This is a genomic window from Bosea sp. BIWAKO-01 (assembly GCF_001748145.1).
Classification (GTDB): Bacteria; Pseudomonadota; Alphaproteobacteria; order Rhizobiales; family Beijerinckiaceae; genus Allobosea.
On sequence record NZ_BCQA01000002.1, the window covers coordinates 102,142 to 125,732 of the forward strand.

Below are 23,591 nucleotides of genomic sequence, written 5' to 3' on the forward strand. Positions count from 1 at the left end.
CCTCGCCCTACACAACGGGGAGAATATAAATATATTATTAATCGAAATTGGTTATATAACAAGACGCTTATTGTGCGGCGCACCATATTCGACCACAACGCCCGAAAACTGATCCAATAACGACCATTGTCAGTTAAATTCCTGACAGAACTATCGATGAATCGCCGCTTTGTTGATCACTTAGGTCCGTGGAGGGTGGCGCGCACGCTGATTAAGATGGCCGCGGCTGCGAGCGACCCGGCATCCGATGGATTGAGGGGCATTTGATTGAATGGGGCGCCAGGTGCCGCGAGCCCGCGGGAACTATTGGAACCAGCCCTGGATGATCGCGTACTGCACGATCTTTCGCCTGTTATCGATGCCGAGCTTCATGCTCGCCCGCGCCTTGTAGGTTTCCGCCGATTTGGCCGCGATGCCAAGATTGTCAGCTGCCTCTCGAACGCTGAATCCTAGCGCAATCAGTCGTAGGACCTCGCGCTCGCGGCTGGTCAACGTGGCTTGGGTTGACAACCCATTTCTGCGCTCAAAGGCAATGTGTTCTCGGGTTTGAGCGTCCGCTGCATCGTTGAAGTACTCGCCGCGGCGCACGGCGGCGATTGCTTTGGGCAGGACCTGAATTGGCGATTGCCTGAAAACGAAGCCGCGCACGCCCAGTGCGAGCATGTGCCGGGCCTGAGCCGCCTCCGCCTGATCAACCAGTACGATCACCCGCACATATGGCACGCTCATCAACAGCGCTTCCATCGCCGAGACGCCGTTGAAGCTAGCGCTCACAATCAGGACGTCCGGCATGGTGCCATTCACAGCGTCGATCAGCTGGCCGACCTTGTTCGTCTTACCCACGATCTCAATGCAGGGATGCCCTTGAAGGCAGGAGTGCAACCCGACCAGAAAGATTGGATGCTCGTCAGCCAAAAAGACGCGAACCAGGGGCTCGCCCGACAATGCCATGCCCAGTTCCTTCGGATGATTGGCGATTGTAGCAATCCAACTCGCCGCGATGTCTCTGGTTCTCCTTGGGCGAGCGCGCTCCGGTTAATTCTGAATGCCTGGCGACGCGCTGGTGGGTGGCCGCGCGGCGATCGACCGCAGCCCCGCTCGTTCGATCTTCACCACGTCACCGGGCTGGATCGTCGAACTTTCCTCTATCTGGATTTCCTGAACCGCTTCTCCATCCTGGCGCAGGATGCTGAACCGCATCCGCGCCAACGCTCGCTCTTGCTCTGTCTGAAGCGCCGGCGCGACCGCGCTGGATTCATAGATCAGCGCGCGCAAAGAGTTGATCCGATCAACGGTCTGCTTCAGGGAGAGCTGGGTCTCGCGGAGCTCACGCGCAATATCGATCTCGCGCTCATTCGAGACCTCGAGGATCGAAGCTTCGAGGCGGCTGATCTCCTGCTTTGTCCGCGCTGTAGCTAGTATCAAGTCCAGGGCCTGGCTTTCGGATTGCGCCAGATTTTGCTCGACCGCGAGTTGGCGCGGATTAACCGTCAAACCCCGCCGAATGAGGCTATTGATATTGTCGAGCTCGCGCTGGATGAGATCCTGTTGGCGCTTCTGAGTGATTTCCTTCGCACCAAGCGTCTTCAGCTCCTCGTCCAGCATCCTGCGGGATTCCCGCAGGAGTTCGATGCGCGACACGATTGCCTTGCGACGCGAAGTGAACAAGGCGCGCTCCTCGCGCATCGCGTCAGCCGCGCCGTCACCGCTATAGCGCTCGATCTCGCTTGCGAAACGAATGTCGTCCGCCTGGCGAGCCTCGGCTTGAAGTCGGTCTCGACGCAGCAGAAGCGAGACGAGTTGCGACTGCTGTACGCGGATTTCGCCTTCGGCGACGATCGTCTCCCGCTCGAATCGACCGAGCGCCATTTCCGCGCGCTGATAGCCACCCGCGATGCTTACCGCATGCAAAGCCGTCATTGCAGGGCGGTATGCGTACTCTCCTGGGCGCTCGACCGCCCCAACGACATAGATCGGGCGGTACTGAGCCATCTCCACTGCGGTTGCTGGTGCCGAGACGAGCCCAGCGGCCACTTTCAATCGGTCGGATATCGTTGCTGCGATATCCGCCATCGTCATGGTCTCGACAGAGAATGCGCCGATTACTGGGAGCGACAGCATGCCTGCAGGGCTGACTGTGAATTCACCGCTCAACGTCGACCATTCGAAAAGCTCACGCGTGGTGGGTCGCCATTCGGATACCTTGATCCTGAGACGATCATGCGGACCGACGTGATACTCCGCTGCAATGGTAAACCCACTCGGGAGAGCCGCGAACATGCAGACCAGCGCCAGAAGTCCCCCACGAGCAGCGCCGATGCACTTTCGGCCGAAATCACCGCGCTGAGGCGGGCGATGGATCTGAACGCATTGCTTCACGGAACACTCCAAACGGATTGGCCGTAAGTACCAAAGCAAAACAGCGGCCAATTCTCGCACTGCCGTTAACATTCCCTTAAACGGTGCTCCTTCAATCTTTCGGGAGGGGCGGGATCCGGCGTGCTTCTCCGGGACGGCGATTAAGGCTAAGGTCCTATTGGGATGAAGCGCTGCGGAAGCGAAAACCGATGCTGATAGTCCTGTTCATTGTCGCGCTCGCAAGCGGAGGGCTGACGATCTGGCTTTTTTGGGCGCAAGGCGCCCCCTTGGCGATAGTCTTGGGAACGGTCGCAGCCAGCGCCACGGTTGGCCTTCTCAGCATTACCCTCGGCGCCAGGCGCTCGCGCAGGGCGGCAAGGGAAGCAGAAACGCCTCGCGTCATTCCACGTACCTTGGACGCGGGCCCACGGCCCTGAGCCGGCGACAATACCGCCTGGCTGGCTGCTAAGCACATTTGGCACATGAATTGCTGAGCCTCCTGCTGGTGAGGCGGCAGTCGCCGTCTCCACCGTCTGCGGACAGGGGATCGGCATTGTCACGTCCACTGCGCTTTCGAGGCGAAGACCGAGACTTTCAAACCGATATCGATCGGATGCGTACCATCCGAAACGATCTGGTCACCGCGCTCGCCTCGATCAATCTTGAAGTGGACGGCCTGACGCGCCGCCTGGAGACAGCCCGCATGCAGGCTGCTGAACTTATGGGGAATGAGGACGGCATCTATTACGAACGCGAGGCGGAGGATGAGGCTAGCCTTGTCGAGGCCGAAGCCCAGATGCGCAATTGTCAACGGCGTCTGGCCGAACTCCTGACTCAGCGTGCGATGCTCGGAGATTGGCGGGCACAGATCGAGGGATCCAAGGCAGGGTCCTCCCGGCAAAAATCGGGGATTCCGCCGGCGACGGGCGCGCGCCCGTGGCTTCGAGCATTGGGGAAAGTAGTAGCGCCCCGCAAACTCTTCCGTGTTCTGGGCTGGGTGCTGGCCGGCATCATTGTCTACGCAACCCTTTCGGGGGTCGAGCAGCGGCCAGCCATCCCCGGTGGCTTTCCGGATCTGGAGCGGATCCTAGCGTATCTACTCACGGCGGTTGCGTTCGCAATCGGGTACCCGAGGCATCGGTTAGTCATTTTCGCGGCAGGTTTCGCCTCGGTCGCGCTGCTGGAGGTGGCGCAGAGCTGGGTACCGAGCCGTCACGGCACCGTCCATGATTCTATGGTCAAGGCGGCCGGCTTGGGGATCGGCATTATGCTGGTGCTGCTGACGGAGCGCCTCAAACGGCATGAAGGCTACTCGTGAAGCTTGCCCCCCATTTCGATGGTTCGTCGACGCGCCAGGTAAGTGGGCGATGACCGGCGGCCAACCCAGCAGAGCCCTTGGCCCGTCAGACCGGCGATGGGCCCGAGGAGTTGAAGATGTTGCTATCGGGTGAGACGAAATGCACTGCTCCGGGCGCGGCAGTCGACGGCCATGCAAATGGGGAGGCTCACAACGACCCGCCGATCAGCGTTTTTGCCCATCTCGCTTATGACAAAGACGCGGATGGCTGGCGTGAGGCCTGGGCGAACGGAACCCTGGTCGGACGAAACGATATAACGCCCTATGGTTACGGAAGAGCCGGCTCGATGGGCTGCCGCGTGAGGTTCTCGCGATCCCGGAACGAAGGCATGCTCGGTCGCCTGATGCGCCTCGGCGCCAGGGTGATCCTGGGATTCGACATGGCCCATGCCGTGTCCCAGAGAGATGCGATTTTTCGATCCGATGTAGTGTGGACACATACCGAATCGCAGTTCCTGGCGGTGTCGGCGCTGCTCATGGTGCGAGGAAGCGGCCCCAAGCTGATAGGCCAGAGCGTATGGCTGTTTGACCGCTGGCCGCGCTTTGGACCGATCAGGAGGGCGCTTTACCGCTTCTTGATCCGCCGCGTGGATGTTCTGACGACGCTGTCAACCGCTAACGCCGAGATCGCTCGAAAGCTCTTTCCTGACAAGCGCATTGAAATGTTGCATTTCGGAATCGGGTGCGAAGATCTCGGCAAACCTGCCCAGGCGACGGAATCAGGGGCTTCGGTTGTTGCCGTCGGAAACGACCGCCATAGAGACTGGAAGACGCTGATCGCCGCAGTCAACGATCTCAAAGGCGTCGAAGTCGATATCCTCTCTCACACGGCCGGGAGACACAGGGGGCTCGCACGATCGCATGTCCGGATGGGACCCGCCAAGACGAACGACCAATTGCGTGCCGCGTACGGACACGCATCAGTCGCCGTCGTCCCGCTCACAGAAAATGCCCACGCCAGCGGGATCACCGCCATCCTCGAGGCCGTTCTGGCCGGTGTCCCCGTCATCGCGTCCGATGCCGGAGGCCTGCGCTCCTATTTTACCGACAACGAGGTAATCTTTGTTCCGGTGGGAGATGCTGGCGCCTTATCGGCCGCAATCGCCCATGTCCTTGCCCAGCGCGAAACGTCTTTGGCGATGACAGCTCGTGCCCAGGCGCGGGTCGTCGAGGGACCGGCTAACCTGGATGCCTACATTCGCAGACATGTCGAGATCAGTCGCGAACTCGTACGCGCCGAAACCCGGCAGCCCGGCGCGGTGCAGGAGCGCTGAGATACAGCCCGTCGCCAGTCGCCGCGCAACATGGAGATCGCAGGTGAACTCTAATCTTGTATACGACTTTGGCCTGCACCGAGGCGAAGACACCGAATTCTACCTGAAGAAGGGCTTCCGTGTTGTCGCGGTCGAAGCCAATCCGCAGCTCATCGAGGAATGCAGGCTCAAGTTTCGCGATGAGCTTGAGGTCGGTCGCCTCCACATCGTCGAAGGAGCGATCGCGCCGCCTTCAGCCGGTGATACGGTGACCTTCTACAGGAACCCGCGTGCGTCCATCTGGGGGACCATCGAGCCCGATTGGGCCGATCGCAATGCGGCCCGTGGCTTTGAAAGCGAAGCCATCCAGTTGCCCCGGATCGACGTGCCGGATGTATTCGCCCGCTTCGGGGTCCCTCATTACGTCAAGATCGACGTCGAGGGGGTCGATATTCTGGTTCTGGATGCATTGCGGGAGTTCCCGAAGCGGCCGAACTATCTTTCGATTGAATCGGAAAAGGTCGATTTCGACGAGCTCATCAAGGAATTCGATCTCCTTGAAGGGCTCGGCTACACGAAGTTCAAAGTCGTTCAGCAACGGTCTATTCCCGGACGGACCGTTCAGGTGCGCACCGTCGACGGCAAGCCGATCGCCTATACCTTCATGGAATGCGCCTCGGGCCCGTTCGGAGAAGACATCCCTCAGCCCTGGCTGACAAGGGATCAGGCGATCGCATCCTACAAGGAGATCTTTGCCAGATACCGGATGTTCGGAGATCGCTCGGTCTATTCGAAACTCCCGCGCGTCGCGAAGGGTGTGATATCGACGGCCTACAAGGCTACGACCGGCTACCGGGGCCCGCTTCCGGGCTGGTTTGACACCCACGCCTCGCTTTAGGCCGCCTTATTGTCTGGCATTCGGGCAGCACCCTGGCGGCGATATGGCAGACCGTAGCCTTGTACGCTCGTAGCGCTGCGGCGCGAACTCGCTGCGAGCCTATCGCGGCAGTCCGATAGGACATCCTTCGGGAGGCCCGGAGCCACGCTCATAAACATGCACATAATCGACGTAGAGCCTTGAAGGGTTGGGCGTCTTGTCGATTGGCCAGCCGCTTCCAAGTGCGAGATTGACCAGTGGGTACATCTTGCTGTTGAGCTCAGGTGGCGTCGGGTAGGACCAAACCTCATTCCGATCCAGGAGGAAGGTAATCTTGCTCGGGGATATATCCACTCCGAACGTGTGAAAGTCGGCGACAAGCGCTCCGTCCTTCACATCGATGACCTTGGCCTGCCCCCTTTTTCTGGTGATGTCCTTGTACCAGACATGCACCACGGACTGGAAAGCAGCCGTGAACTGCCCATAATATTCGATGACGTCGATTTCGACATCCCCGTCAGTACTGTTGGCAGGCTTGAGCGGCGCCAGCCAGAACGCCGGCCAGGTGCCAGGGCCCGGGGGCATCTTCATTCGCACTTCGAAATAGCCGTACTGAGCGCCGACACCGGCTCCGCTCGCGTCGGCCCCAGCGATCAGCCCGGATTTCCACTTCCCGTCGGGCGTCTTTGAGGCCGTTATGACGAGCTCGCCGTTTTCGATCTGGAATGGCCCGTGCGGCCCCGGATCCATGAACTGCGCGTCTCCAAAATCGCCGTTCCAAGGCGTGTGGGCGGTCCAGCGCGCGGAGCCGAGCGCGCGGGCCGCAATGCTCAGGCTGTCGAACTCTTCGAGCAGAACGGGGCGCAAGGCGCAGCTGTCCGAGCGATCTTGCGCCGAAATGTTCTGCTGGCTGCCGAATGCGGCGAGCAGGAATGCGGCAGAGCTCAGTTTCAATAACTCGGCCATTGCAAAGCCCTCTATATCCGGGTTCGCGGGGTACATGATCCGGCCTTCGACAGGCACCGGATACGCCCCCATCCCTCTTCCGTGTCTCACCTTGTCAGCCAGGCTCCCGCCGCGGCCCCAAGCAAGTGCGGTGGCCTTCCAAGGCGGTTGTGCAAATGTAATGCCGGTGTTTAAAGCGGCGAAGCTCCGAACCCCGCTCTAAGGGTCAAGCGGATGTTCTTCCGCCCCAAGCATTCTCCGCTTCGCGAGGCGGGGCGCCCGCGACTGGACGGCCAGCTGCCTTCGTGAGTGCCAGGGCGTGCTCCGTCGCCACTTTCGAGACATTGAAGCGCGCGACATAAGCCGCACGAAACTCGGCGAACGCGCGCTCGGCAACGATGTTGTCGTGATAGTAGAGCATCGCCTCGACCGCGCCCGCCTTGTCCTCCGTCGGGACGAGTCGGCCCAGCCGCTCGTCGGTCAAAATATCGCTTGGGCCGAATTCGCAATCCGAAGACACCACCGGTAATCCGAGACGCAAAGCCTCGCAGATCGCAAGGCTCCAACCCTCCCAGCGCGATAGCGAGACGTAGACGTCGGCAGCCGCCAGCGGACGAACAGGATCCTGCGGGTGATGTTCGAAGCTGACCGAATCCGCGATCCCGAGGTCGCGGGCCTGGGCTGCCAGCCCAGCTTTCTCCTCTCCGTATCCTACCAGGACGAGCCTGGCCTTCGGCCGCAGGCGAACGACGTCCCTGAAGGCCGCAATGATCAGGTCTTGCCCCTTCTGAAAGCAAAAGCGTCCAACGTTCACAAATACAACGCGTCCATCTTCAGCGCGTGCCTCGCGCTCCATGGCCGGGAATTCACGGACGGGATTTGGAGTCCAGTGGCTCGCCACACCCGGGAAATCCCGCCCAAAGGCCCTCAATTGCTTTGGGCTGGTGCCGAAAACATAGGTCAGGCGGTCCAGCACCAGCATTCGGAAAACGCCAAAAATAATATGGGCCTTGGGATGAGTGTTCTCGTGTCGCGGGTTTCCGTGCAGGTGGAGGATTAGGCGCGGACCGAGGCCGAGGCACGCGAGCCAGACGATCGCTGTCGGTTCGATCTGGGGCACCACGACGAGATCATAGTTCCCGTGCCCGATCATCCGGCGCAGGACGCCCATCTGATGTAACCGTCCGCGGATCGAGCCCTTCAGATACGTGTACGCGCGTGGCCCAACGGCATAGTCGCCGTAGTCCGACAGATGCAGAACCGCAATCTCGAACCGCGCCTCGTAGTCGACGGCTATCGTATTCGCGATCTCGTCGACCACCCGCTCGATTCCGGCAAATTTCCCCGTCGGTGGCAGTACATAGAGAACCCGAGTTCTGGTCATGTGCCTGTTACTTCTCTTACGTCCGCAGCTGAACCGCTAAACCTGGTGCGCGGCCGTACGGCTGCGCCTGCAAGAGTCGATCCAACCGCATGGATCGCTTCGATTACAGCGCGATTGATCTCGTGGTTTTCGCAAGCAGGGATCGATAGTCGAGCATCGTATCTTGCGGGCCTACAGGAGAGGCAAAACTTAAAAATTCTGGATGGATAGATGCGATTTCAGCGCGAATCTGCCTGATGATTGAGCACATGGTGCTAGATTGATTTGCTTTTAGGGGGAGGGCGCCTTGTCTATACTCTGCTTTTCCAGCCGTTTAACCGGTCATCATTATGCAAGGGTCTGCGCTCCCGACTCCGCCTGCCGTGACAGAACGATGCGATGCGGTCGTGCTCGGCGCGGGGATTTCCGGACTGGTATCTGCTTCCGTGCTTCTGGAGCAGGGCTGCGAGCGGGTAATCATCGTCGAAGAATATCCGCATATCGGCGGAAATCACATCGACTGGTCGTCAGACGGCTACACCTTCGATATCGGCAGCATCATATTTCAGGACGATTCACCGCTCCTTAAGCATTTCCCGGAGCTACTTGAACACTATGTGCGGATCGATCCCAGTTGGAGCAGGCTGACACCGCAAGGGATCGTGACTGCTTATCCGATTTCGGTCAGGGATGACATCCTCGCGGCCGGGCCGATCGAAATTTCGAAGATCCTTGCCTCTGTGGTCTATGCGCGCGTCTTCCGACGAAAGATGCGGAATGCCAAGGAATTCGCGCAGTTCTGGATCGGCGACCGGCTTCTGCAAAGATCGGGGCTCGATTCGTATATGACGCGCTTCTATGGCGTTTCTTCCGACCAGATCGACATCGAATTGGCTAGGAAGCGGATGCTCTGGATCAGCGAGCACAGCTCGCTGAGGTCCCTGCTGGCCCGCCTCACAAAGCCGAAGCCACCACCTCCCACGAACCGCCAGCTTGCGCGTCCGCGTGAGGGATATGGCCACCTGTACGCTGTTGCTGCCGCACGATTGGCGAAACGCGGCGCATCCATCATTACGCATGCCAGGATGCATCGGCTTGAGAAGCGCGACGGTTACTTTCGCCTAGCCCTGGACGACAAGGTCATCCTGGCCGAACGCGTCATTTCGACGATCCCACTTATGAGGATCGAAGCGCTGTGCAATCTGCCGATCTCGGACAAGCTCGAAACGATCACGCTTCTGACTTTGTATTTCAGCTTCTCGGGCGAACGGGGTTTCGGAGAAACGATACTCTATAATTTTTCTCACAAGGGGGCCTGGAAGCGGTTGACCGTGTACTCGGATTTTTATGGGCGACGCGGGGATCGGGAGTACTTTGCCGTCGAGGTCATCGCCAACCACATCCAGGGATCGGTCGTTAAAGCCGAAAAGGACTTCCGAGATCATGTGGCGGCTAACGGGCTTTTCGCCGGAGATCTCAATCTCGAAGGAAGCCAATTTCTCAAGAATGCCTACCCGATCTACAAAGGGCGATCGGATCAGAAGGCCGCAAAGGCCATCCAGGCACTGACGGCGCTGGGGATCGAGTCGTTCGGACGGCAAGGGGGCTTCAATTACCAGCCGACAGCGCGCGTCTCTACTTTGGAAGCCGAGGCCGCCTTGCGACGTGCAAGCGGGCTGTAACCACCTAACCATGTCTCTAACGTAGACAGCGGCGCCCGACGTTCTCAGCCGAGCAACCAGCACGATGGCCCCCAACGTTCGCGACCGTTTGTCTAACCGACAGGGCGTGATCGGACGATCGCCGCGTCAACGCCATCGAGGTGTGTTTGATGCCGACGTGACCCCTCACCAACGATCTTGGGCGGCGGAGGCCTGGGATGGACGGCGGAAATACGTCGAGATGCCCGTGATACCTGTCCCGGCTCGCTTCATGCCGGGTATGTGCATCAACAATGTCATTCGAAGCCGAGGGCATGTCTATGGCGCCGTGCACCGACCACTGGAATGCAAAATTAGGGAAATTCACGTGGACGAGCAGCTTAGCGAGCAACACAGCGTTAACCTGAGCCTGCCTTCCGTTCCATAACGAGGGGCAGGATGGTACTCGCGCTCTCTACGCGCGGAGCAGTGAAAGTTAGCACCGCCCCGCTGTAAATGGTCACGGAAATCTTGAGGGTGAGCCCGCCGACGCAGTGAAGTTCCATTTCGCTCGACATCCCACAGCGATCGATGTGGCTAATGTTCCCGGTAAAGGATCCCTCCCAGATGCCTTCCCGCCGAGCGGCCTCGAATTGATAAAGGCCAGGGATAGAATAGTTGTGGCGCAGCATAAGCCGGCCTCTGCCTGAGGGCATCAAATGTTCCTTTGTGGCGTAGCTTGCTCGATGTAGGCCTCGGCGGTTCTTGATGTTCGAGGGCGCAGCTCGACTGCGCTGGATCTCAATCAAAAAAGCAAAACCGGGAGACAAGTCTTTTGTTCCCCCCAATAGGATTTTCCAGACAACTGGGCCTTCAGCGGATCGCGCCTTGCACAGTTCCGGCAGGTTGCAAACGCGTTCCCTCCACGATTGTCCCGTGTCATCGGCCTCGCACGTCAGCGTGCACTCACGCGAGGAAATTGACCTACCGCGATCGAAGCGCCTCTTTTCAAGCGAGCTGACATGGCTGAGTTGAACCTGAACGCGCGTGAAGTTGCGGAGTGATATTGCGCGCGTGGCTCCCGCGTTCCGATGCGCGGGGCGCCGCAGGATCACCCCAGAATGGGGCATGGTAACGAAGCACTAAGGATAATGGGCGCAATTATCTTCAATAGGACGCAACAACTGCCGCCAGCGGCAGTTGGCTAAGGGTCACACCCGAAAGCACGTCATGTCGAAGTTGGTTGTCCTGGTCGTAGAAGATGAGCCGCTGCTCCGGATGGACGCGGTCGACTTCATCGAAGATGCGGGGTTCCGAGCTATCGAGGCTCGCGATGCGGATGAGGCGATGGCCATCTTGAACACCCGCAACGACATCGCGGTTATGTTCACAGATATCGAGATGCCCGGCTCGATGGACGGCATTAACTTGGCCCATGCCGTAAGGGAGGGCTGGCCACCGGTCACAATCGTGGTGGCGAGTGGACGCCTCGTTCCTGCGGCCGAAGATTTGCCGGACAACACCCGATATCTGAAGAAGCCGTATCGACCAGCCGAGGTGATAGAGGCCTTCCGACACGCGGCTTGATCAGTCCGCGGTCAGCGCCTCTATAGGTCCGCGAAGCGCGAAGAAGACCCCGGATGGCTCATAGTTTATCCCCGCCGTACCGCTGAAGTATCCCGCCAAGGCGCGCTCGATCATGCGCGATCCAAAGCCACGCCGGGTGGGCGGGCCGCTGCTCTCCCGCCACTCGAAATTGAACTCCCCTCCCACGACCGACCAACTCACGTCGATACGTCCGTTGTCCTGGCTGAGGGCGCCATACTTCGTGGCGTTGGTCGCCAGCTCATGCAGCGCGAGCGCCATCGCCAGGGCGGTTTTCGACGAGAGCTCGACCGGGGGGCCCTCGATCCGAAAGCGGGTGAGATCACTTTGCCCCTTTAGCGATTCCTCGACGAGGTAGGCCAGGCCCGCCTTGGCCCATACGGTCTGCGTTAGGATGTCCTGCGCGGAGGCCATCGTAGTGAGGCGGGCGACAAACGCCTCCTTTATGGCGTCTACCTCGGGGCCGCCGCGGATCGTCTGATTGGCGATCGCCTGGATCATGGCGACCGTGTTCTTCATTCGGTGTTTCAGTTCAAGAGCGAGCAGGCGTTGCCGCTGCTCATGGCGAAGGCAGATCAAAACAAACCGACAGGCCAGCCCGGGAGGACAAGCGATAGCCGCCCGCGGCCGGGGACAGGCATACCAAAAGACGATCGCGCCAAACCGGCGGCGGATGCGAATGTCGCATCACCAGCAAAAGGGGATTTAAAGCCCTCTAGAGCACCGAGCGCGCTCAATCCGGGGCGGCCGGTAAAGAAGAAATGACTGGACAGTCGATTCTTCGGAACCCGCACGCTGAAGCAGTTTGCGCGAGGTCAGGAGCAGCCTGCGTTGCTGGCTCGCGGGCGTTTTGACATGGACCGGCTTGAATAGGCCGACACGCATCATCTGAGCGATGCCCATCGCGTCGTTGCGGTCGGTCTTATTGATGCGCGCCGACAGGGCGGCCTCAACGCAGATCGCCGGCAGCCCCGCTTCGACCAGGCCGGCGTAGAGCCATGGCGAGAGCGGCCCCGCCTCCAAGCCGACACGAGCGTAGCTGTAGCCGAGGCCGATGAGGTTTGCCGATCACCTCGGGATGGCTCTCGACGGTGGCACGGTGCACGATCTTGCCGTGGGGATGGACGATGCAGATCGCAGTCTTCTTGACGGAGACATCGAGGCCGACGTGCAGTTGCTGGCTCATGGTAAGGCTCCGAGGTTGGATCGAAGCACCATCATGCTGCGGCTTCCGCCGCGCGACGCGCCCCGAATACCCCCCGCGCGTCGCCGTGCCTGCATCGAGCATGTTCGGCTCGTCCTGAAGGTGTCGGAGCGTTCGTGGAAGGCTCCTGGTTACCAAGGATGGTGACGCCGAGCACCCGGCATACCAGTCCGCCGTGACCTCGGCGGCGCGAGGATGACCGCGTTCCACTCGATCGATACCGAGAGGGAACTTTTGCTTTCAGAGCAGCATTGAGAACGCACGTTGAGGGAACGCGGGACAGATCGGCTTTCACTGGCGGAGAATGGTGTTGTACGAGCAAATCCTCGACTTTTGGTGCTAGCGGAGTGGCCCTGCCCAAGGCCGCTTACCGCCACGCGAAGATCGCCACCTTCAACGTCAACGGCGTGAATGGGCGGCTTCCGGTGCTCTTGCGCTGGCTCGGGGAAGCCGAACCGGATGTGGTGTGCCTCCAGGAACTCAAATGTCAGGACGAGCGCTTCCCGGCGCGCGAAATCGAGAACGCGGGCTACGGCGCGATCTGGCACGGACAAAAGAGCTGGAACGGTGTCGCCATCCTGGCGCGGGGTCAGGATCCCATCTTGACCCGTCGGGGACTTCCGGGGGATCCCGACGATACGCACAGCCGCTACATCGAGGCCGCCGTTGACGGGGTGTTGATCGGGTGCCTCTACCTTCCGAACGGCAATCCCGTCCCTGGTCCGAAATTCGACTACAAGCTGCGCTGGTTTCGTCGCTTCGAAGCTTATGCGAGCGATCTGCTCGCGCTCAGGATTCCTGCCGTGCTCGCGGGGGACTTCAACGTGATCCCAACCGATCTCGATGTCTACAAGCCGGAGCGGTGGCGCGGCGACGCCCTGTTCCGTCCGGAAGTGAAGCAGGCCTTCCGTGCCCTGACGGGACGGGGTTGGACCGACGCATTGCGCAGGCTGCATCCGGACGAGCGCATGTCTATCTCTTATGTTCGTCCATAAAGTTCCGATCACTCCTTAGCGAACTGCTCATGCTTCGGTACTTGAGGTGCATGCCGAGGGTTGTAACTGCACCCCCAAAAATCATTCCACTAACAGCGGGTATCCATGCCTTGTGATGTCCGAGACTAGGCATCAAAGCAGCGACTTTTGCATTCGGCACGGCTTGCCGAGGTCGGCCGATGAAGTAAGCAACGAGGATCGCCACCACGGCGATCGTCGCCAGAAGCGCGGCTATCATCAGGCTGGCCTGGATTACTCCGAAATTCGATGCTAGCCGACCGTGAAGTGCGTCCAAAGCGTATCCGGTAGCAAATATGAGCAAAATTCCGGCTGCCCCATAAAGCAAATAGACAGCCGCTATCCTTTTCAACCGACCGGTGATCTCCGACGCAATGACTGAGCTCAGAGACGGTAACATTAGCGAGCGACAATAAAGCCGGCGATTAGGCCGATAGCGGCAGCAAAACCAAGGGCACGAACCGGCCTTTCTAGAACTTCATCGATTATCATCTGTTGGAAATCGGTGGCCTGCTCTTGGGCGACATTCCCCATTCTCTCGTCCCACGCCCTGTTCACTGCGGCTCCTAACGAGTCAGCCATATCGCCGACGCGGTGGCCAACAACTTGGGCGACTTCGGAGATATTCTCGGTCGCGTTGACAGGTTCGGGGATCATGTTTTTCTCCAGGGAAGAAGATGACTCGCATCTTCGAAACGCTCGCCGAAGACGCGAGTTCCGTACTGTTTGCGGAAGCGCAGCGGTCGTGCCCGCGAGTAATCCTCAAGACAGTCGGGCAGGAGCGGTGTCTGCTGCCGCCTCGCCTTCGAATGTACCTTGCAAGCCATCGGAGGGGAGCAGAGCTTCACCTAAGCCATGGTCGCCGTCCGATCTTGAAACTTAGAGAACCCTGGCATCTGCTGCTAGCGTGCCCACCCCGCGGCCGCTCCGAGTACAATCATGCCCACCAGCAACCCTCTGTCGTGGAACGCTGACATCCTCCGGCGCGCTATCGGCGCAGCCGGGGTCGCCCTGTGGTCGTGGAACGTTGAGACCGACCGGTTCGCCATGGACGAACGGGGATACGCCTTATGGGCCGTGCCGGACGACGGCAACCCAGTGAAGTTCGAGGACCTCTCAGCCCGTATCCACCCGGCCGACCGGGATCGGGTGCGGGGCGCCTTCACGGCGACGCGGGCGATCGTGGGCGCTTACGAAATAGACTTCCGCATCATCATCGGCGAGGAGATCCGATGGATCTCCGCTCGGGGCATTGGCGACGACTCGCATCTACATAACGGCATTGCCTACGGCATCTTTCTTGATGTGACGGGGCGCAAGCAGGCCGAGGAGGGCCATGAGCTTCTCGCCGGAGAGATGAGTCATCGCGTCAAGAATCTGCTGGCAATTGCTGCGGGGCTGACCCAGCTCTCGTCGCGGTCCACCACGACAGCTAAAGAGATGGCCACCGAACTGACGGGGCGCCTGGCGGCTCTTGGACGAGCCCACGATTTGGTGAGACCGCTTCCCGGCCATCAGGGGCACGCGGCTCTGCTCGGCGACCTGTTGTCGATTCTTCTGTCTCCTTACGAGGACGTGGGCGCCTTCAGTGGGCGCATCCGCGTTGCGGTGCCGCGGATGGGCGTTGGTGAAGGTGCGGCGACCACGCTGGCCCTGATCATCCATGAACTTGCGACCAACTCGTTGAAATATGGCGCGCTGTCGGCCGACACCGGCACCCTGGATGTTTCAGGTTGTTCGGACGAGGAAGAGATCAAGCTCGTGTGGACAGAGCGGGGAGGTCCAGCCGTCGAGCCCCCGAACGGTGCCGGTGGGTATGGTAGCCGCCTCGTGGTCCGCAGCATCTCGGGGCAACTGGGGGGCTCGATCGACTACAACTGGTCCGCTGAGGGTGTTATTGTCACGCTACGGATCAAGGCGGAAAAGCTAGCTGACTAGACAGCGCGGTCCAGGGCTTCGACGCATGACGCCCTTGAGTGCGGCTTCCGCAGAATGTTACCCGCGTCCCGCCGGTTGAGATCGAAGGAGGCGGATCGATTTCCCGGAGCCTATGCTGCCAACTCGATCGCCTCCAATACGGCGGCATGGCTGTATGGCTTGCGTAGAAATGTTACGTCGGCGGGCATTTCTTTGGGCTCTGGTTGGATGCGCCCGCTCGCGATGATGATTGTAATCGAGGGCCAGCGGCCCCGCACCAAGAAGGCTAGCTTTAGCCCATTCATCGAGCCCGGCATCTCGATGTCGGTGAACACGATGCGAATGTCGGAGCGGGCTTCCAGCAACGTGAGAGCGTCGTCGGCATTACTCGCCTCGAGGGCCTCGAAGCCGGCGTCCTCAAGCATCGAAGCGGCATCCATTCTGATAAACACGTCATCTTCGACGATTAGGACAACCAGGTGGGCCATTGGCTAAACTCACAGGGGCGACTCAAGCGCCGTCCGAAACACTGAACTATAAAGAAAAAGCCCGCAATTTCATTTCGACTAACGTTAAGTCGGGATGGCCCGCCGAGTGCCGCTCGGCGGGCCATCCCGATGGCGCTTACGCCGCCTTGGCGACCGTGACAGCGGCCGTGTTGGCCGGGCCGCCAAGCTGGGTCAGCAGCTTGTCCGTCTTGGTCTCCTCGGCAAGCGTCGCGTCGAGTAGGCTCACCGCATCCTTATGCCCGAGCTGCTGAGCCCAGGCCTTCAAAGTTCCATAGCGCGCCATCTCATAGTGCTCGACGGCCTGCGCCGAGGCGACCAGGCCGGCGTCCAGGGCTGGGCTGTCCGCGTAGTCCTCCATCACCGCTTTGCCTTCCTCGATGATGCCGAGGATGGCATCGCAGGTCTTGCCCCGAGGCGCCTTGCCAATCGATTCGAAGACGTCACCCAGGCGCTCGACATGACCTTCCGTCTCGGCCCTGTGGGTCTCGAAAGCCTTCTTGAGTTCAGGCGATTTCGCCGCCTTCGCCATCTTGGGCAGGGTCTTCAGGATTTGCTTTTCTGCGTAATAGACGTCCTTGAGCATGTCGTGAAACATCTCGTCGAGCGGCTTGGGTGTCATGGCCATGGGTCATCTCCGATCCGAAAAGGGATTGCCTGAGCAACGGATGCCAGCGCGGAGTGTTCCTCACGGGTCCGTGAATAAATCCGGAACATTCGTGAGCAGCTATCCGTTGGATCAGCATCAGCGGACTTCACCGCTCCAGGACCTCGAAAATGAAATCTCTGCTCACTGTCGCGCTCGTCGCGGCATTGCCGGCGTTCGCCGTGATCGCCCAGACGTCGACCACTGCTCCGACGCCGACCTCTCCCGTCGATGCCAACGCCCCCTTGCCGGGCGCGAACAGTTTTACTGAGGGCCAGGCAAAGAGCCGTCTCGAAGCCAGCGGCTACTCAGATGTGACCGGCTTGAAGAAGGACGACAAGGGAGTTTGGAAGGGGTCGGCGATGAATGCCGGCGCCAAGGTCAACGTCTCCGTCGATTACCGCGGCAATATCGTTCGCAACTGATCGATGCAACGCATTCCCACATATCATCTGGAGAAACACATGACCCATACCATAACCCGCTCCTACGAAGACTACGAGACCGCCGCCGCCGTGATCGAAAACCTCGGAGAGGCCGGGATTTCGGATTCGGATATCAGCGTCGTTGGCCGGGACGAGCGCACCAATGACAACAATGCTGCCGAAGGGGCAGGCATCGGTGCCGGGGTTGGCGGTGCGGCAGGGCTGCTGGCCGGCCTCGGCATGCTCGCCATTCCCGGGGTCGGTCCCGTCGTGGCGGCGGGATGGCTCGCAGCCACAGCCGCTGGCGCGGTCGCCGGGGCGGCAGCCGGCGGACTGGTCGGCTTGCTCACCAGCGCCGGTCTCAGCAAGGAGGATGCGAACTACCACGCGGAGACGGTCCGTCGCGGCGGCACCGTGGTCTCCGTAAAAGCACCCGACGAGCATGCTGCGACGGTCGAGAGGATCATGGACGGTTTCTCCCCGATCGATCGCGACACCCGCCTCGCCAGCTATCGCACTGAGGGCTGGACAGGGTTCGACGAGAATGCCGCTCCCTATGCCGGGAGCACGACCTCGCCTGGGCGACCGCAGTTTCCGGTCGACTAGACCGCTCACATCTTGAGTAACGCCGACCGTTGATCGAGGCCTCCGAGGAACGCCCCGGGGGCCTTTTTCGTAGTTTAGGCGACTGCGTTGATGAGCCGATCGTAAACGCCTTCCGGCGTGCCGTATGCGTCCGCGGCGAATTCAGCCAAGCCGGGTCTATCGACAATGGTGATCAAGCCGCGTTCGGCCAGAATGAACTTGCGCCCTTCCAGGCCGTGGAGTGCGGTCGTGACACTCGGCCTCCGCACTGCGAGCAGTACGGCGAGGAAATCATGCGTCAGCGACACTCCCTGGCCATCGGACCGGTCGTGGCACATGAGAATCCAGCGCGCGAGGCGCTCATCGACGGAATGCACCGCGTTTGACAGGGCCGTGTAGGCCGTCTGGACGGCCAGTGTATGAGCATAGCGGGTCAGCAGATTGAGAAACGCGGGGCGTTCCGCCAGTATTCGCGCGAGCATCTTGCTCTTGATCCGATACCCATTCCCGGTGATCTGCATGATGACCTGGAATGGGCTCAAACCGGCATCAATCATCAGTCCCGAAGGCGTCATTCCGTCCCTGCCGAACAGTCCAACCTCCGCGCGGAGCCCTCCGGGAGATACGGCGATGATGGAGGCGACGCCGGACTCGAGGAAGTAACTGTGCCCATCCTTCTCATTTGCCTCGGACAAGGCAATGCGGCGAGGCAATTCAACAAGATCGAGTAGATCAAAAATCTCAGCGAAGTCCTCATCGCTCAAAACGGCGAGAAGTCTATTTCTAACGCGTAGCCGATCATCGGGCATCAAGGCTCTTCTCTCAAAGGACAAGAGCGTCAATTCTCTTGAGAGGGCGTACCTTACCGGTACTGAATTCTTTTTGTTTACATCACAATGGTGTTCGAATTGTCGTTTTGTCCTTTATCAGACGGAAAATAAGATATATTAGTACGATAGATTACGAAGGTGCCGACAGTAACCGGGGGCGAGAACGGCCACGGCGATACCTTGAGTAAGGCAGGCCTTCCGATGAGCACCCGCCGGCCAAAGAAATCCGTCCTCGTCCTCGAGGACGAGCCGATAGTCGCCCTCGACATAGAGGGCATCCTGTCGGAGGCAGGCTACGATGTGCCGGCGACATTCGCGACCAACGCAAAAGCGATAGACTGGTTGACGACCAACACTCCCGACATGGTGGTGCTCGACATCGGTCTGTCGGACGGGTCGAGCGTCGAAGTCGCGCATCGGCTTCTCGCGGGAGCCATCCCGTTCATCGTGTTCTCCGGAACCCGTGCGAGCGAGACCTCGGTCGATCCCGTCTTCCATGCCGGTAAATGGCTGGAGAAGCCAGCACCACCCAACCGCATCGTCGAATTTGTCCAGTCCATGCTCCCTACGGACGTCGGGGCGGAGTAGGACGTCCGTCGATTGCTGGGAAAAAGGCCGTTTAGCCGGAAGTTGTCACAGAGTGGGGACATCATCAAAGACTCAACGCTGCTTATCAGGAGCCGAAGACCGTGCGCGAACGCCGCTTCCTTTCTGGGCGCTAGAATAAGATGCGGGGCGTTGGTTAACGGCGACGCGACCGAGAGTCGGCGCAGGCTCTCGCACTATTGCCCGAACGAACGTCAGCTTCCGGACCGGGGTCAAAGGAGCAAAATCGACCCTTTGCCGACCCTCGCAACGTCCTGTTTAAGGCAGGTTAGCAGGCGAGATTAGCTTGGGCTGCAGGCGCCCAGAACGCTAGTGCGCTCGCTACCCATATACCTCAGCACCCATCGCCGGATGTACCGATCTGAGCCCTCACGGCAAGACGGCGACCCGAGCGAGCAACGTGACCAACTCGGCCTGTCGATTGGTGTTGGTCTTGGCGAAAAGCGCGGCCAGTTGCGAACGAATGGTAGTAGGGCTGAGTTGGCAGTTCCGGGCCACATCTCTCGGCACATCGCCATGTGCCATTCGAAGAGCCAGACGCGTTTCGGCCATTGTCAGGCCGAACATGCTTTGAAGCCTAACGGGATTGGGTTCAGGGTGATCGGCAAGATCGAGCAGCATGACTACGCTCATTCCTACGGGGATGTCGTCAGCGAACTGATTGAGGATAAAGGGCGCGTCCTGTTTGCCCCAGATGGCGATCCAGCTCAGTGCACCTAGTCGTTGGCGGTTTGGGGAGCGAGCGATCAGTTGCTTGAAGGCGCTCGTGAGTTTGTCGAGATCGTGCAGTGACTCTTCACGGCCAAGGATCGCGCGTGCCGTGGTGTTGGCCTCGATGATCTTTCGGTTGCCCTCAATGACAAGATAGCCACAACCTATGCGGTCGAGCATGCTGAGGAAAACAGCGCTGCGATAGATGCTGGAACCCTCGCTTTCGTCTTGGTCTCCTAGCACGCCGTTGGATGATCGAGCCGGATTTGAGATCATGGGTTTAACCTCATGGTGCAAGCCGTTCGGTTCTCGGGAGAGCCCCCTTTTCTGCCGGTCATGGGTTGGCGACATCCTGTCGCTATCAAGCGGCGCTCATCATTCCCCGCATTTCACTTGTTCGCGCCAGCGTGCTCACGTTCTCAGACGCGAAGGCGTCATTGAGCGCTACGGACGCGCGGTAAATGCTCCCGTCAGTTGCCCATCTTTCTACAAGGGGTAAGTGCTCGTCGTTGCGCCAGATCAAACAATGGCACCCGTCGCAAGGCCGGCCGCTGCATCCCGGACGGCCCAGTTCGACGCTGCGAGAAGCGCGCAGGTAAACCGCGCGCCAAGGTCCGTGGATGGCAATTCGTAACGAGCAGGCCTACGCTCCGCCGCGATCGCGACTAATCGAAATGGCGTTTCTGGGCGGGAACGACAACGATTCAGATGCTTAGGCGAGTCCTGGGTGGTCTTTGCTACGTAATGCCGAGGAAAAGTGGATGACAACCGCCAAAAAACCAGACAGCGAATTCGACCGCGCCCGTACAAAGATTGAAGGCCAGGACAGAATCGGGATGCCTGCCTGATAAAACTATGTCCGCGGCAGGGCCTCATGTGAAAGAGGGCTCGACAAACCATGACGCGACGCCAGGCGCCGGAGCGCTTCCCTCAACCAAGCCGAGAAAAGTCGTTGACGGGCTGAGCGAGCCCTAGGCTTTCCGAAGGTTTTGCCGCCAAAGAAAGGCGCCACCCAGCATGAGCGCACCCGGCGATGACAGGAGACAGCTCCGGCACTGCTGAGAGGGGCGCGGCGCTCATGACTTGGCGCACGCGAATTTGACGGCGTCTTGGCTTCCAGCCAGGCTAATGTGGAACATTGTGCCATATCAAAGGTTTGGTGCTCAAATTCGGAGCATCATAATGAATTCTCGATCGATCGTTCTGTGTGCCGTCATCGTGCTGTTTTCACCAGTCTTCGCTTTGGCCGAGAGTCCGGCCGCACCGCGCAGTCAAGTCGGCCCTATGGTACTGGGGGAGCGGCTGTCCATGTCACAGGGGTCCGAAATTAAGCGGGCTGTCGATGTGCAGCAACCGTCGGCCACCCCCGCCGATGAGATCCATCCAAGCGTCAAAAGCACACGTAAAGTCAGGGTCGTTTATCCATTGCCCGTCAATCCCTGAATTGGCCCGCTGGCCTCGACGCGTCGCATCATCGATTCTTCAGAATAAATCTACCTGACTCAATTGAGGCGGCGCGGCGCTGACGGCTGAATTGAGGATACGCCCGCGCCGCCACAAACGGCCTGCTGCTGCTGAGGAAGGACATTCGCAATTCCGTCCTCCGTGTTCGGCAGGAGCCCGGTTATCGCTGTCCTTAGGTATCCGTCTCCGATCTCATCAGCGTCTTTCGGCCGAACGCTATCGAAAGAATGCGAGCAGGATGATGATCGGCAATGGAATACCCAACATCCAGAGAAGTATGCCGCGGCCCATGGTTTGTCCTCCAGTTTGTAAAGTTTGATCCCGCGACAAGCCTTGGTGTTCCCGGCTCATCCGTTCCGGGTGGAACTATTTCGTTCCGCCGTCTGTTGATCCGACGCCACATACGTGGCGGTGCAACCGGAGGGTTCTATGAACGGCGTCATCTACATCGTTGGCCTCATCGTGGTCGTATTGGCCATCCTTTCATTCCTCGGTCTTCGGTAAGGGCTGCATCATGTCCGTGAGCACACCCGACGTCGTCGTCGTTGCCCCTCCCGCCTCAAGAGCTTCCGGCGGGTCCTATCTCGAATGGGGCGCGATCTTTGGCGGAGCCACGCTTTCTGCCGCTATCACCACGGTCATGGCGGCTTTCGGCTCTGCCGTTGGCCTATCGATGGTGTCCGCCGATCCCGCGCGGTCGTCCGGCGTGGCAGCCTTGACCATCGCCGCAGGCCTCTGGGCAATCTGGATCACAGTTTCGGCGTGCAGCGCGGGCGGCTATCTCGCCGGTCGGATGCGTCGACCCGTGACCGAGGCCAGCGATCATGAGCGCCACATCCGCGACGGTGCGCATGGTCTGGTCGTTTGGGCTGCCGGAGCGCTGATCGTAACAATGATCGCCAGTTCGTCGTTGATTGGCGCGGCCAAAACAGTCGCCACCGGCGCGGCTGCCGCAACTGGCGGGGCGGCCGCTCTGATCAGTCAGCAGGCCGATCCGTTGGGCTCGGCCTTGGATTCCGTAATGAGGTCGAATGGCACCACGCCACCGACTGCCGGTGAGCGTGAAGAAGCGTCCCGGATCTTTATGACTGGCATGACATCGGGAAAGCTGGATCAAGCTGATCGCGACTACATCGCCACCCGTGTGGCTGCCCGGATGAACATCCCTCAGCCCGAGGCTCAAAAGAAGGTGGATGACGCTTTTGCCAAACTGGAGCAGGCGAAGGCCACCGCAAAGCAAGCCGCGGAGCACGCTCGCAAGGCTGCGGTGATCGCCGCATTCATGACGGCCGCAGTGCTGTTGTTAGGCGCCGCGGCAGCCTGGCTGGCGGCCCAACTTGGCGGTAAGCATCGCGACGAGGAAGTGAATCTCGGGTCGCTGTTCGGCCAGCGATAAGAAAGGTGGGCGAGGCTCGCAGGAGCCCCGCCCACGTCCTGGCGGCAACGGCATCTGCTTCCCAACGGCAGCCCAACAAGAGTCCTTTCGGGTGCGAAATCGAGCCACCATGTCCCTCCTCAATTGAGCCAAGGTGCGCAATGGCAAACTACCAGGATTCAATGGCCGACCTCGGAAGCGATGCTTCCCTGTTTACCCGGCTATCCCAGACCACGGCCCGGTGGGCGGGAAAGCCTCAGACCTTTTTTGTGGCGCTGGCGATCATCGTTGTTTGGGCATTGTCTGGGCCGTTCTTTGGCTTCAACGACACCTGGCAATTGGTGATCAACACATCCACCACGATTGTTACCTTCCTGATGGTCTTCATCATCCAGAACAGCCAAAACCGAGATACCTGCGCCATGCAGATCAAGCTGGATGAACTGATTGTTCGTCTTGAGGGGGCCCGTGAGGAGTTACTTGATCTTGAGGAGCTCGACGAAGAGAAACTCGAGGGGCTTCGGACCGAATTCGAGCGACGCGCGAAGCGTGCCCGAGAACGCAACGCCCCCGTACCGGAAGCCAGTTCCTAGCCGTTTCCCGCGCTCAATATTAGGTCAGCAGCCCCGCCCCGCTGCTGGTCCAGGATGTAGGGCCGTGCCTCGCCGTCGATCTGAACGGTCGCTCGGCCCGTCGGCTGTGGTTGATCTCACAATTATACCACCGGCGACGTTGCAGATGTAGGATACGTGGATAGCCAGCGCTACAGAATTGCGAAATCATCGCGGCCTTTCAAATCCATGCCTAGTTCAATCGATACGTCGCGGCCGAATTGCCGCTGACCAGTATCCGCTCGCATAAAACGAGAAACAACGCGGCGGCGGCGCAACCATAAGCAAGTCTACATGCGC

General features: G+C 59.9%; 21 protein-coding genes and 2 pseudogenes. 12 read left to right on the forward strand and 11 right to left on the reverse strand.

The window, feature by feature from the left end; genetic code table 11:
* Nucleotides 1–303 precede the first annotated feature (303 nt).
* Nucleotides 304–951 carry a LuxR C-terminal-related transcriptional regulator gene (locus BIWAKO_RS32220; RefSeq protein WP_069883079.1) on the reverse strand — a complete coding sequence of 216 codons (648 nt, stop codon included), beginning with the start codon at nucleotides 949–951 and terminating at the stop codon, nucleotides 304–306.
* An 84-nt stretch (nucleotides 952–1,035) separates the two neighbouring features.
* Complete coding sequence (locus BIWAKO_RS32225) at nucleotides 1,036–2,379, reverse strand: polysaccharide biosynthesis/export family protein (protein WP_176733492.1); 1,344 nt, start codon at nucleotides 2,377–2,379, stop codon at nucleotides 1,036–1,038.
* A 592-nt stretch (nucleotides 2,380–2,971) separates the two neighbouring features.
* Here BIWAKO_RS32225 and BIWAKO_RS32235 point away from each other — a divergent pair.
* From BIWAKO_RS32235 to BIWAKO_RS32245, 3 genes are all read left to right on the forward strand, one after another.
* Complete coding sequence (locus BIWAKO_RS32235) at nucleotides 2,972–3,676, forward strand: VanZ family protein (protein ID WP_069883082.1); 705 nt, start codon at nucleotides 2,972–2,974, stop codon at nucleotides 3,674–3,676.
* Between the two features lie 116 nt (nucleotides 3,677–3,792).
* Nucleotides 3,793–4,989, forward strand: a complete 1,197-nt coding sequence (locus BIWAKO_RS32240; protein ID WP_084652517.1) for a glycosyltransferase family 4 protein — start codon at nucleotides 3,793–3,795, stop codon at nucleotides 4,987–4,989.
* Between the two features lie 43 nt (nucleotides 4,990–5,032).
* Nucleotides 5,033–5,866 (forward strand): FkbM family methyltransferase, encoded by an 834-nt coding sequence (locus BIWAKO_RS32245; protein ID WP_069883083.1) that lies wholly within the window; start codon nucleotides 5,033–5,035, stop codon nucleotides 5,864–5,866.
* A gap of 99 nt (nucleotides 5,867–5,965) precedes the next feature.
* Here the strand turns inward: BIWAKO_RS32245 and BIWAKO_RS32250 are convergent, their stop codons facing one another.
* Nucleotides 5,966–6,883 (reverse strand): glycoside hydrolase family 16 protein, encoded by a 918-nt coding sequence (locus BIWAKO_RS32250; protein ID WP_244523713.1) that lies wholly within the window; start codon nucleotides 6,881–6,883, stop codon nucleotides 5,966–5,968.
* Between the two features lie 133 nt (nucleotides 6,884–7,016).
* Nucleotides 7,017–8,111 (reverse strand): glycosyltransferase, encoded by a 1,095-nt coding sequence (locus BIWAKO_RS32255; RefSeq protein WP_244523714.1) that lies wholly within the window; start codon nucleotides 8,109–8,111, stop codon nucleotides 7,017–7,019.
* Nucleotides 8,112–8,503: 392 nt separating this feature from the next.
* On the opposite strand from BIWAKO_RS32255, the gene BIWAKO_RS32260 reads away from it, so the two are divergent.
* Together BIWAKO_RS32260 and BIWAKO_RS32270 are read left to right on the forward strand one after the other, a co-directional pair.
* Nucleotides 8,504–9,835 (forward strand): FAD-dependent oxidoreductase, encoded by a 1,332-nt coding sequence (locus tag BIWAKO_RS32260; RefSeq protein WP_069883085.1) that lies wholly within the window; start codon nucleotides 8,504–8,506, stop codon nucleotides 9,833–9,835.
* A gap of 1,188 nt (nucleotides 9,836–11,023) precedes the next feature.
* The gene (locus tag BIWAKO_RS32270) at nucleotides 11,024–11,380 is read left to right on the forward strand and encodes a response regulator (protein WP_069883087.1); all 357 of its coding nucleotides are present in this window, start codon (nucleotides 11,024–11,026) and stop codon (nucleotides 11,378–11,380) included.
* Here BIWAKO_RS32270 and BIWAKO_RS32275 read toward each other — a convergent pair whose 3' ends face one another.
* Entirely contained in the window at nucleotides 11,381–11,977 is a 597-nt protein-coding gene (locus BIWAKO_RS32275; protein WP_274533624.1) for a sensor histidine kinase, read from the reverse strand.
* A gap of 213 nt (nucleotides 11,978–12,190) precedes the next feature.
* Nucleotides 12,191–12,584 (reverse strand): annotated as a pseudogene (locus tag BIWAKO_RS32280) (IS110 family transposase); the annotation flags it as partial.
* A gap of 371 nt (nucleotides 12,585–12,955) precedes the next feature.
* Between BIWAKO_RS32280 and BIWAKO_RS32285 the strand changes: the two are divergent.
* A pseudogene (locus tag BIWAKO_RS32285) lies at nucleotides 12,956–13,573 on the forward strand (exodeoxyribonuclease III); the annotation flags it as partial.
* Between the two features lie 441 nt (nucleotides 13,574–14,014).
* Here the strand turns inward: BIWAKO_RS32285 and BIWAKO_RS32290 are convergent.
* Nucleotides 14,015–14,272 carry a hypothetical protein gene (locus BIWAKO_RS32290; protein WP_069883089.1) on the reverse strand — a complete coding sequence of 86 codons (258 nt, stop codon included), beginning with the start codon at nucleotides 14,270–14,272 and terminating at the stop codon, nucleotides 14,015–14,017.
* Between the two features lie 282 nt (nucleotides 14,273–14,554).
* Between BIWAKO_RS32290 and BIWAKO_RS32295 the strand changes: the two genes are divergently transcribed.
* Nucleotides 14,555–15,553 carry a sensor histidine kinase gene (locus tag BIWAKO_RS32295; protein WP_069883090.1) on the forward strand — a complete coding sequence of 333 codons (999 nt, stop codon included), beginning with the start codon at nucleotides 14,555–14,557 and terminating at the stop codon, nucleotides 15,551–15,553.
* A gap of 110 nt (nucleotides 15,554–15,663) precedes the next feature.
* On the opposite strand, the gene BIWAKO_RS32300 is transcribed toward BIWAKO_RS32295, so the two are convergent.
* Both BIWAKO_RS32300 and BIWAKO_RS32305 read right to left on the reverse strand, forming a co-directional pair.
* The gene (locus tag BIWAKO_RS32300) at nucleotides 15,664–16,020 is read right to left on the reverse strand and encodes a response regulator (RefSeq protein ID WP_069883091.1); all 357 of its coding nucleotides are present in this window, start codon (nucleotides 16,018–16,020) and stop codon (nucleotides 15,664–15,666) included.
* Nucleotides 16,021–16,156: 136 nt separating this feature from the next.
* Nucleotides 16,157–16,660 carry a YciE/YciF ferroxidase family protein gene (locus BIWAKO_RS32305; protein ID WP_069883370.1) on the reverse strand — a complete coding sequence of 168 codons (504 nt, stop codon included), beginning with the start codon at nucleotides 16,658–16,660 and terminating at the stop codon, nucleotides 16,157–16,159.
* 155 nt (nucleotides 16,661–16,815) lie between these two features.
* Between BIWAKO_RS32305 and BIWAKO_RS32310 the strand changes: the two genes are divergently transcribed.
* Together BIWAKO_RS32310 and BIWAKO_RS32315 are read left to right on the forward strand one after the other, a co-directional pair.
* Nucleotides 16,816–17,109: a PepSY domain-containing protein gene (locus BIWAKO_RS32310; RefSeq protein ID WP_069883092.1), complete on the forward strand. Its 294-nt coding sequence runs from the start codon at nucleotides 16,816–16,818 to the stop codon at nucleotides 17,107–17,109.
* A gap of 39 nt (nucleotides 17,110–17,148) precedes the next feature.
* Nucleotides 17,149–17,715 (forward strand): general stress protein, encoded by a 567-nt coding sequence (locus BIWAKO_RS32315; RefSeq protein ID WP_069883371.1) that lies wholly within the window; start codon nucleotides 17,149–17,151, stop codon nucleotides 17,713–17,715.
* Between the two features lie 74 nt (nucleotides 17,716–17,789).
* Here the strand turns inward: BIWAKO_RS32315 and BIWAKO_RS32320 are convergent, their stop codons facing one another.
* A complete protein-coding gene (locus BIWAKO_RS32320; RefSeq protein WP_069883093.1) occupies nucleotides 17,790–18,503 on the reverse strand; it encodes a Crp/Fnr family transcriptional regulator in 714 nt (237 codons plus the stop codon).
* A 222-nt stretch (nucleotides 18,504–18,725) separates the two neighbouring features.
* On the opposite strand from BIWAKO_RS32320, the gene BIWAKO_RS32325 reads away from it, so the two are divergent.
* Nucleotides 18,726–19,112, forward strand: coding sequence for a response regulator (locus BIWAKO_RS32325; RefSeq protein ID WP_069883094.1), 387 nt, complete (start codon nucleotides 18,726–18,728; stop codon nucleotides 19,110–19,112).
* A 387-nt stretch (nucleotides 19,113–19,499) separates the two neighbouring features.
* Here the strand turns inward: BIWAKO_RS32325 and BIWAKO_RS32330 are convergent, their stop codons facing one another.
* Nucleotides 19,500–20,117 carry a helix-turn-helix transcriptional regulator gene (locus BIWAKO_RS32330; RefSeq protein ID WP_141740442.1) on the reverse strand — a complete coding sequence of 206 codons (618 nt, stop codon included), beginning with the start codon at nucleotides 20,115–20,117 and terminating at the stop codon, nucleotides 19,500–19,502.
* A 1,708-nt stretch (nucleotides 20,118–21,825) separates the two neighbouring features.
* Between BIWAKO_RS32330 and BIWAKO_RS32335 the strand changes: the two genes are divergently transcribed.
* Both BIWAKO_RS32335 and BIWAKO_RS32340 read left to right on the forward strand, forming a co-directional pair.
* A complete protein-coding gene (locus tag BIWAKO_RS32335) occupies nucleotides 21,826–22,701 on the forward strand; it encodes a hypothetical protein (RefSeq protein WP_141740443.1) in 876 nt (291 codons plus the stop codon).
* A gap of 140 nt (nucleotides 22,702–22,841) precedes the next feature.
* Nucleotides 22,842–23,273, forward strand: coding sequence for a low affinity iron permease family protein (locus BIWAKO_RS32340; protein ID WP_201788727.1), 432 nt, complete (start codon nucleotides 22,842–22,844; stop codon nucleotides 23,271–23,273).
* Nucleotides 23,274–23,591: the final 318 nt, after the last annotated feature.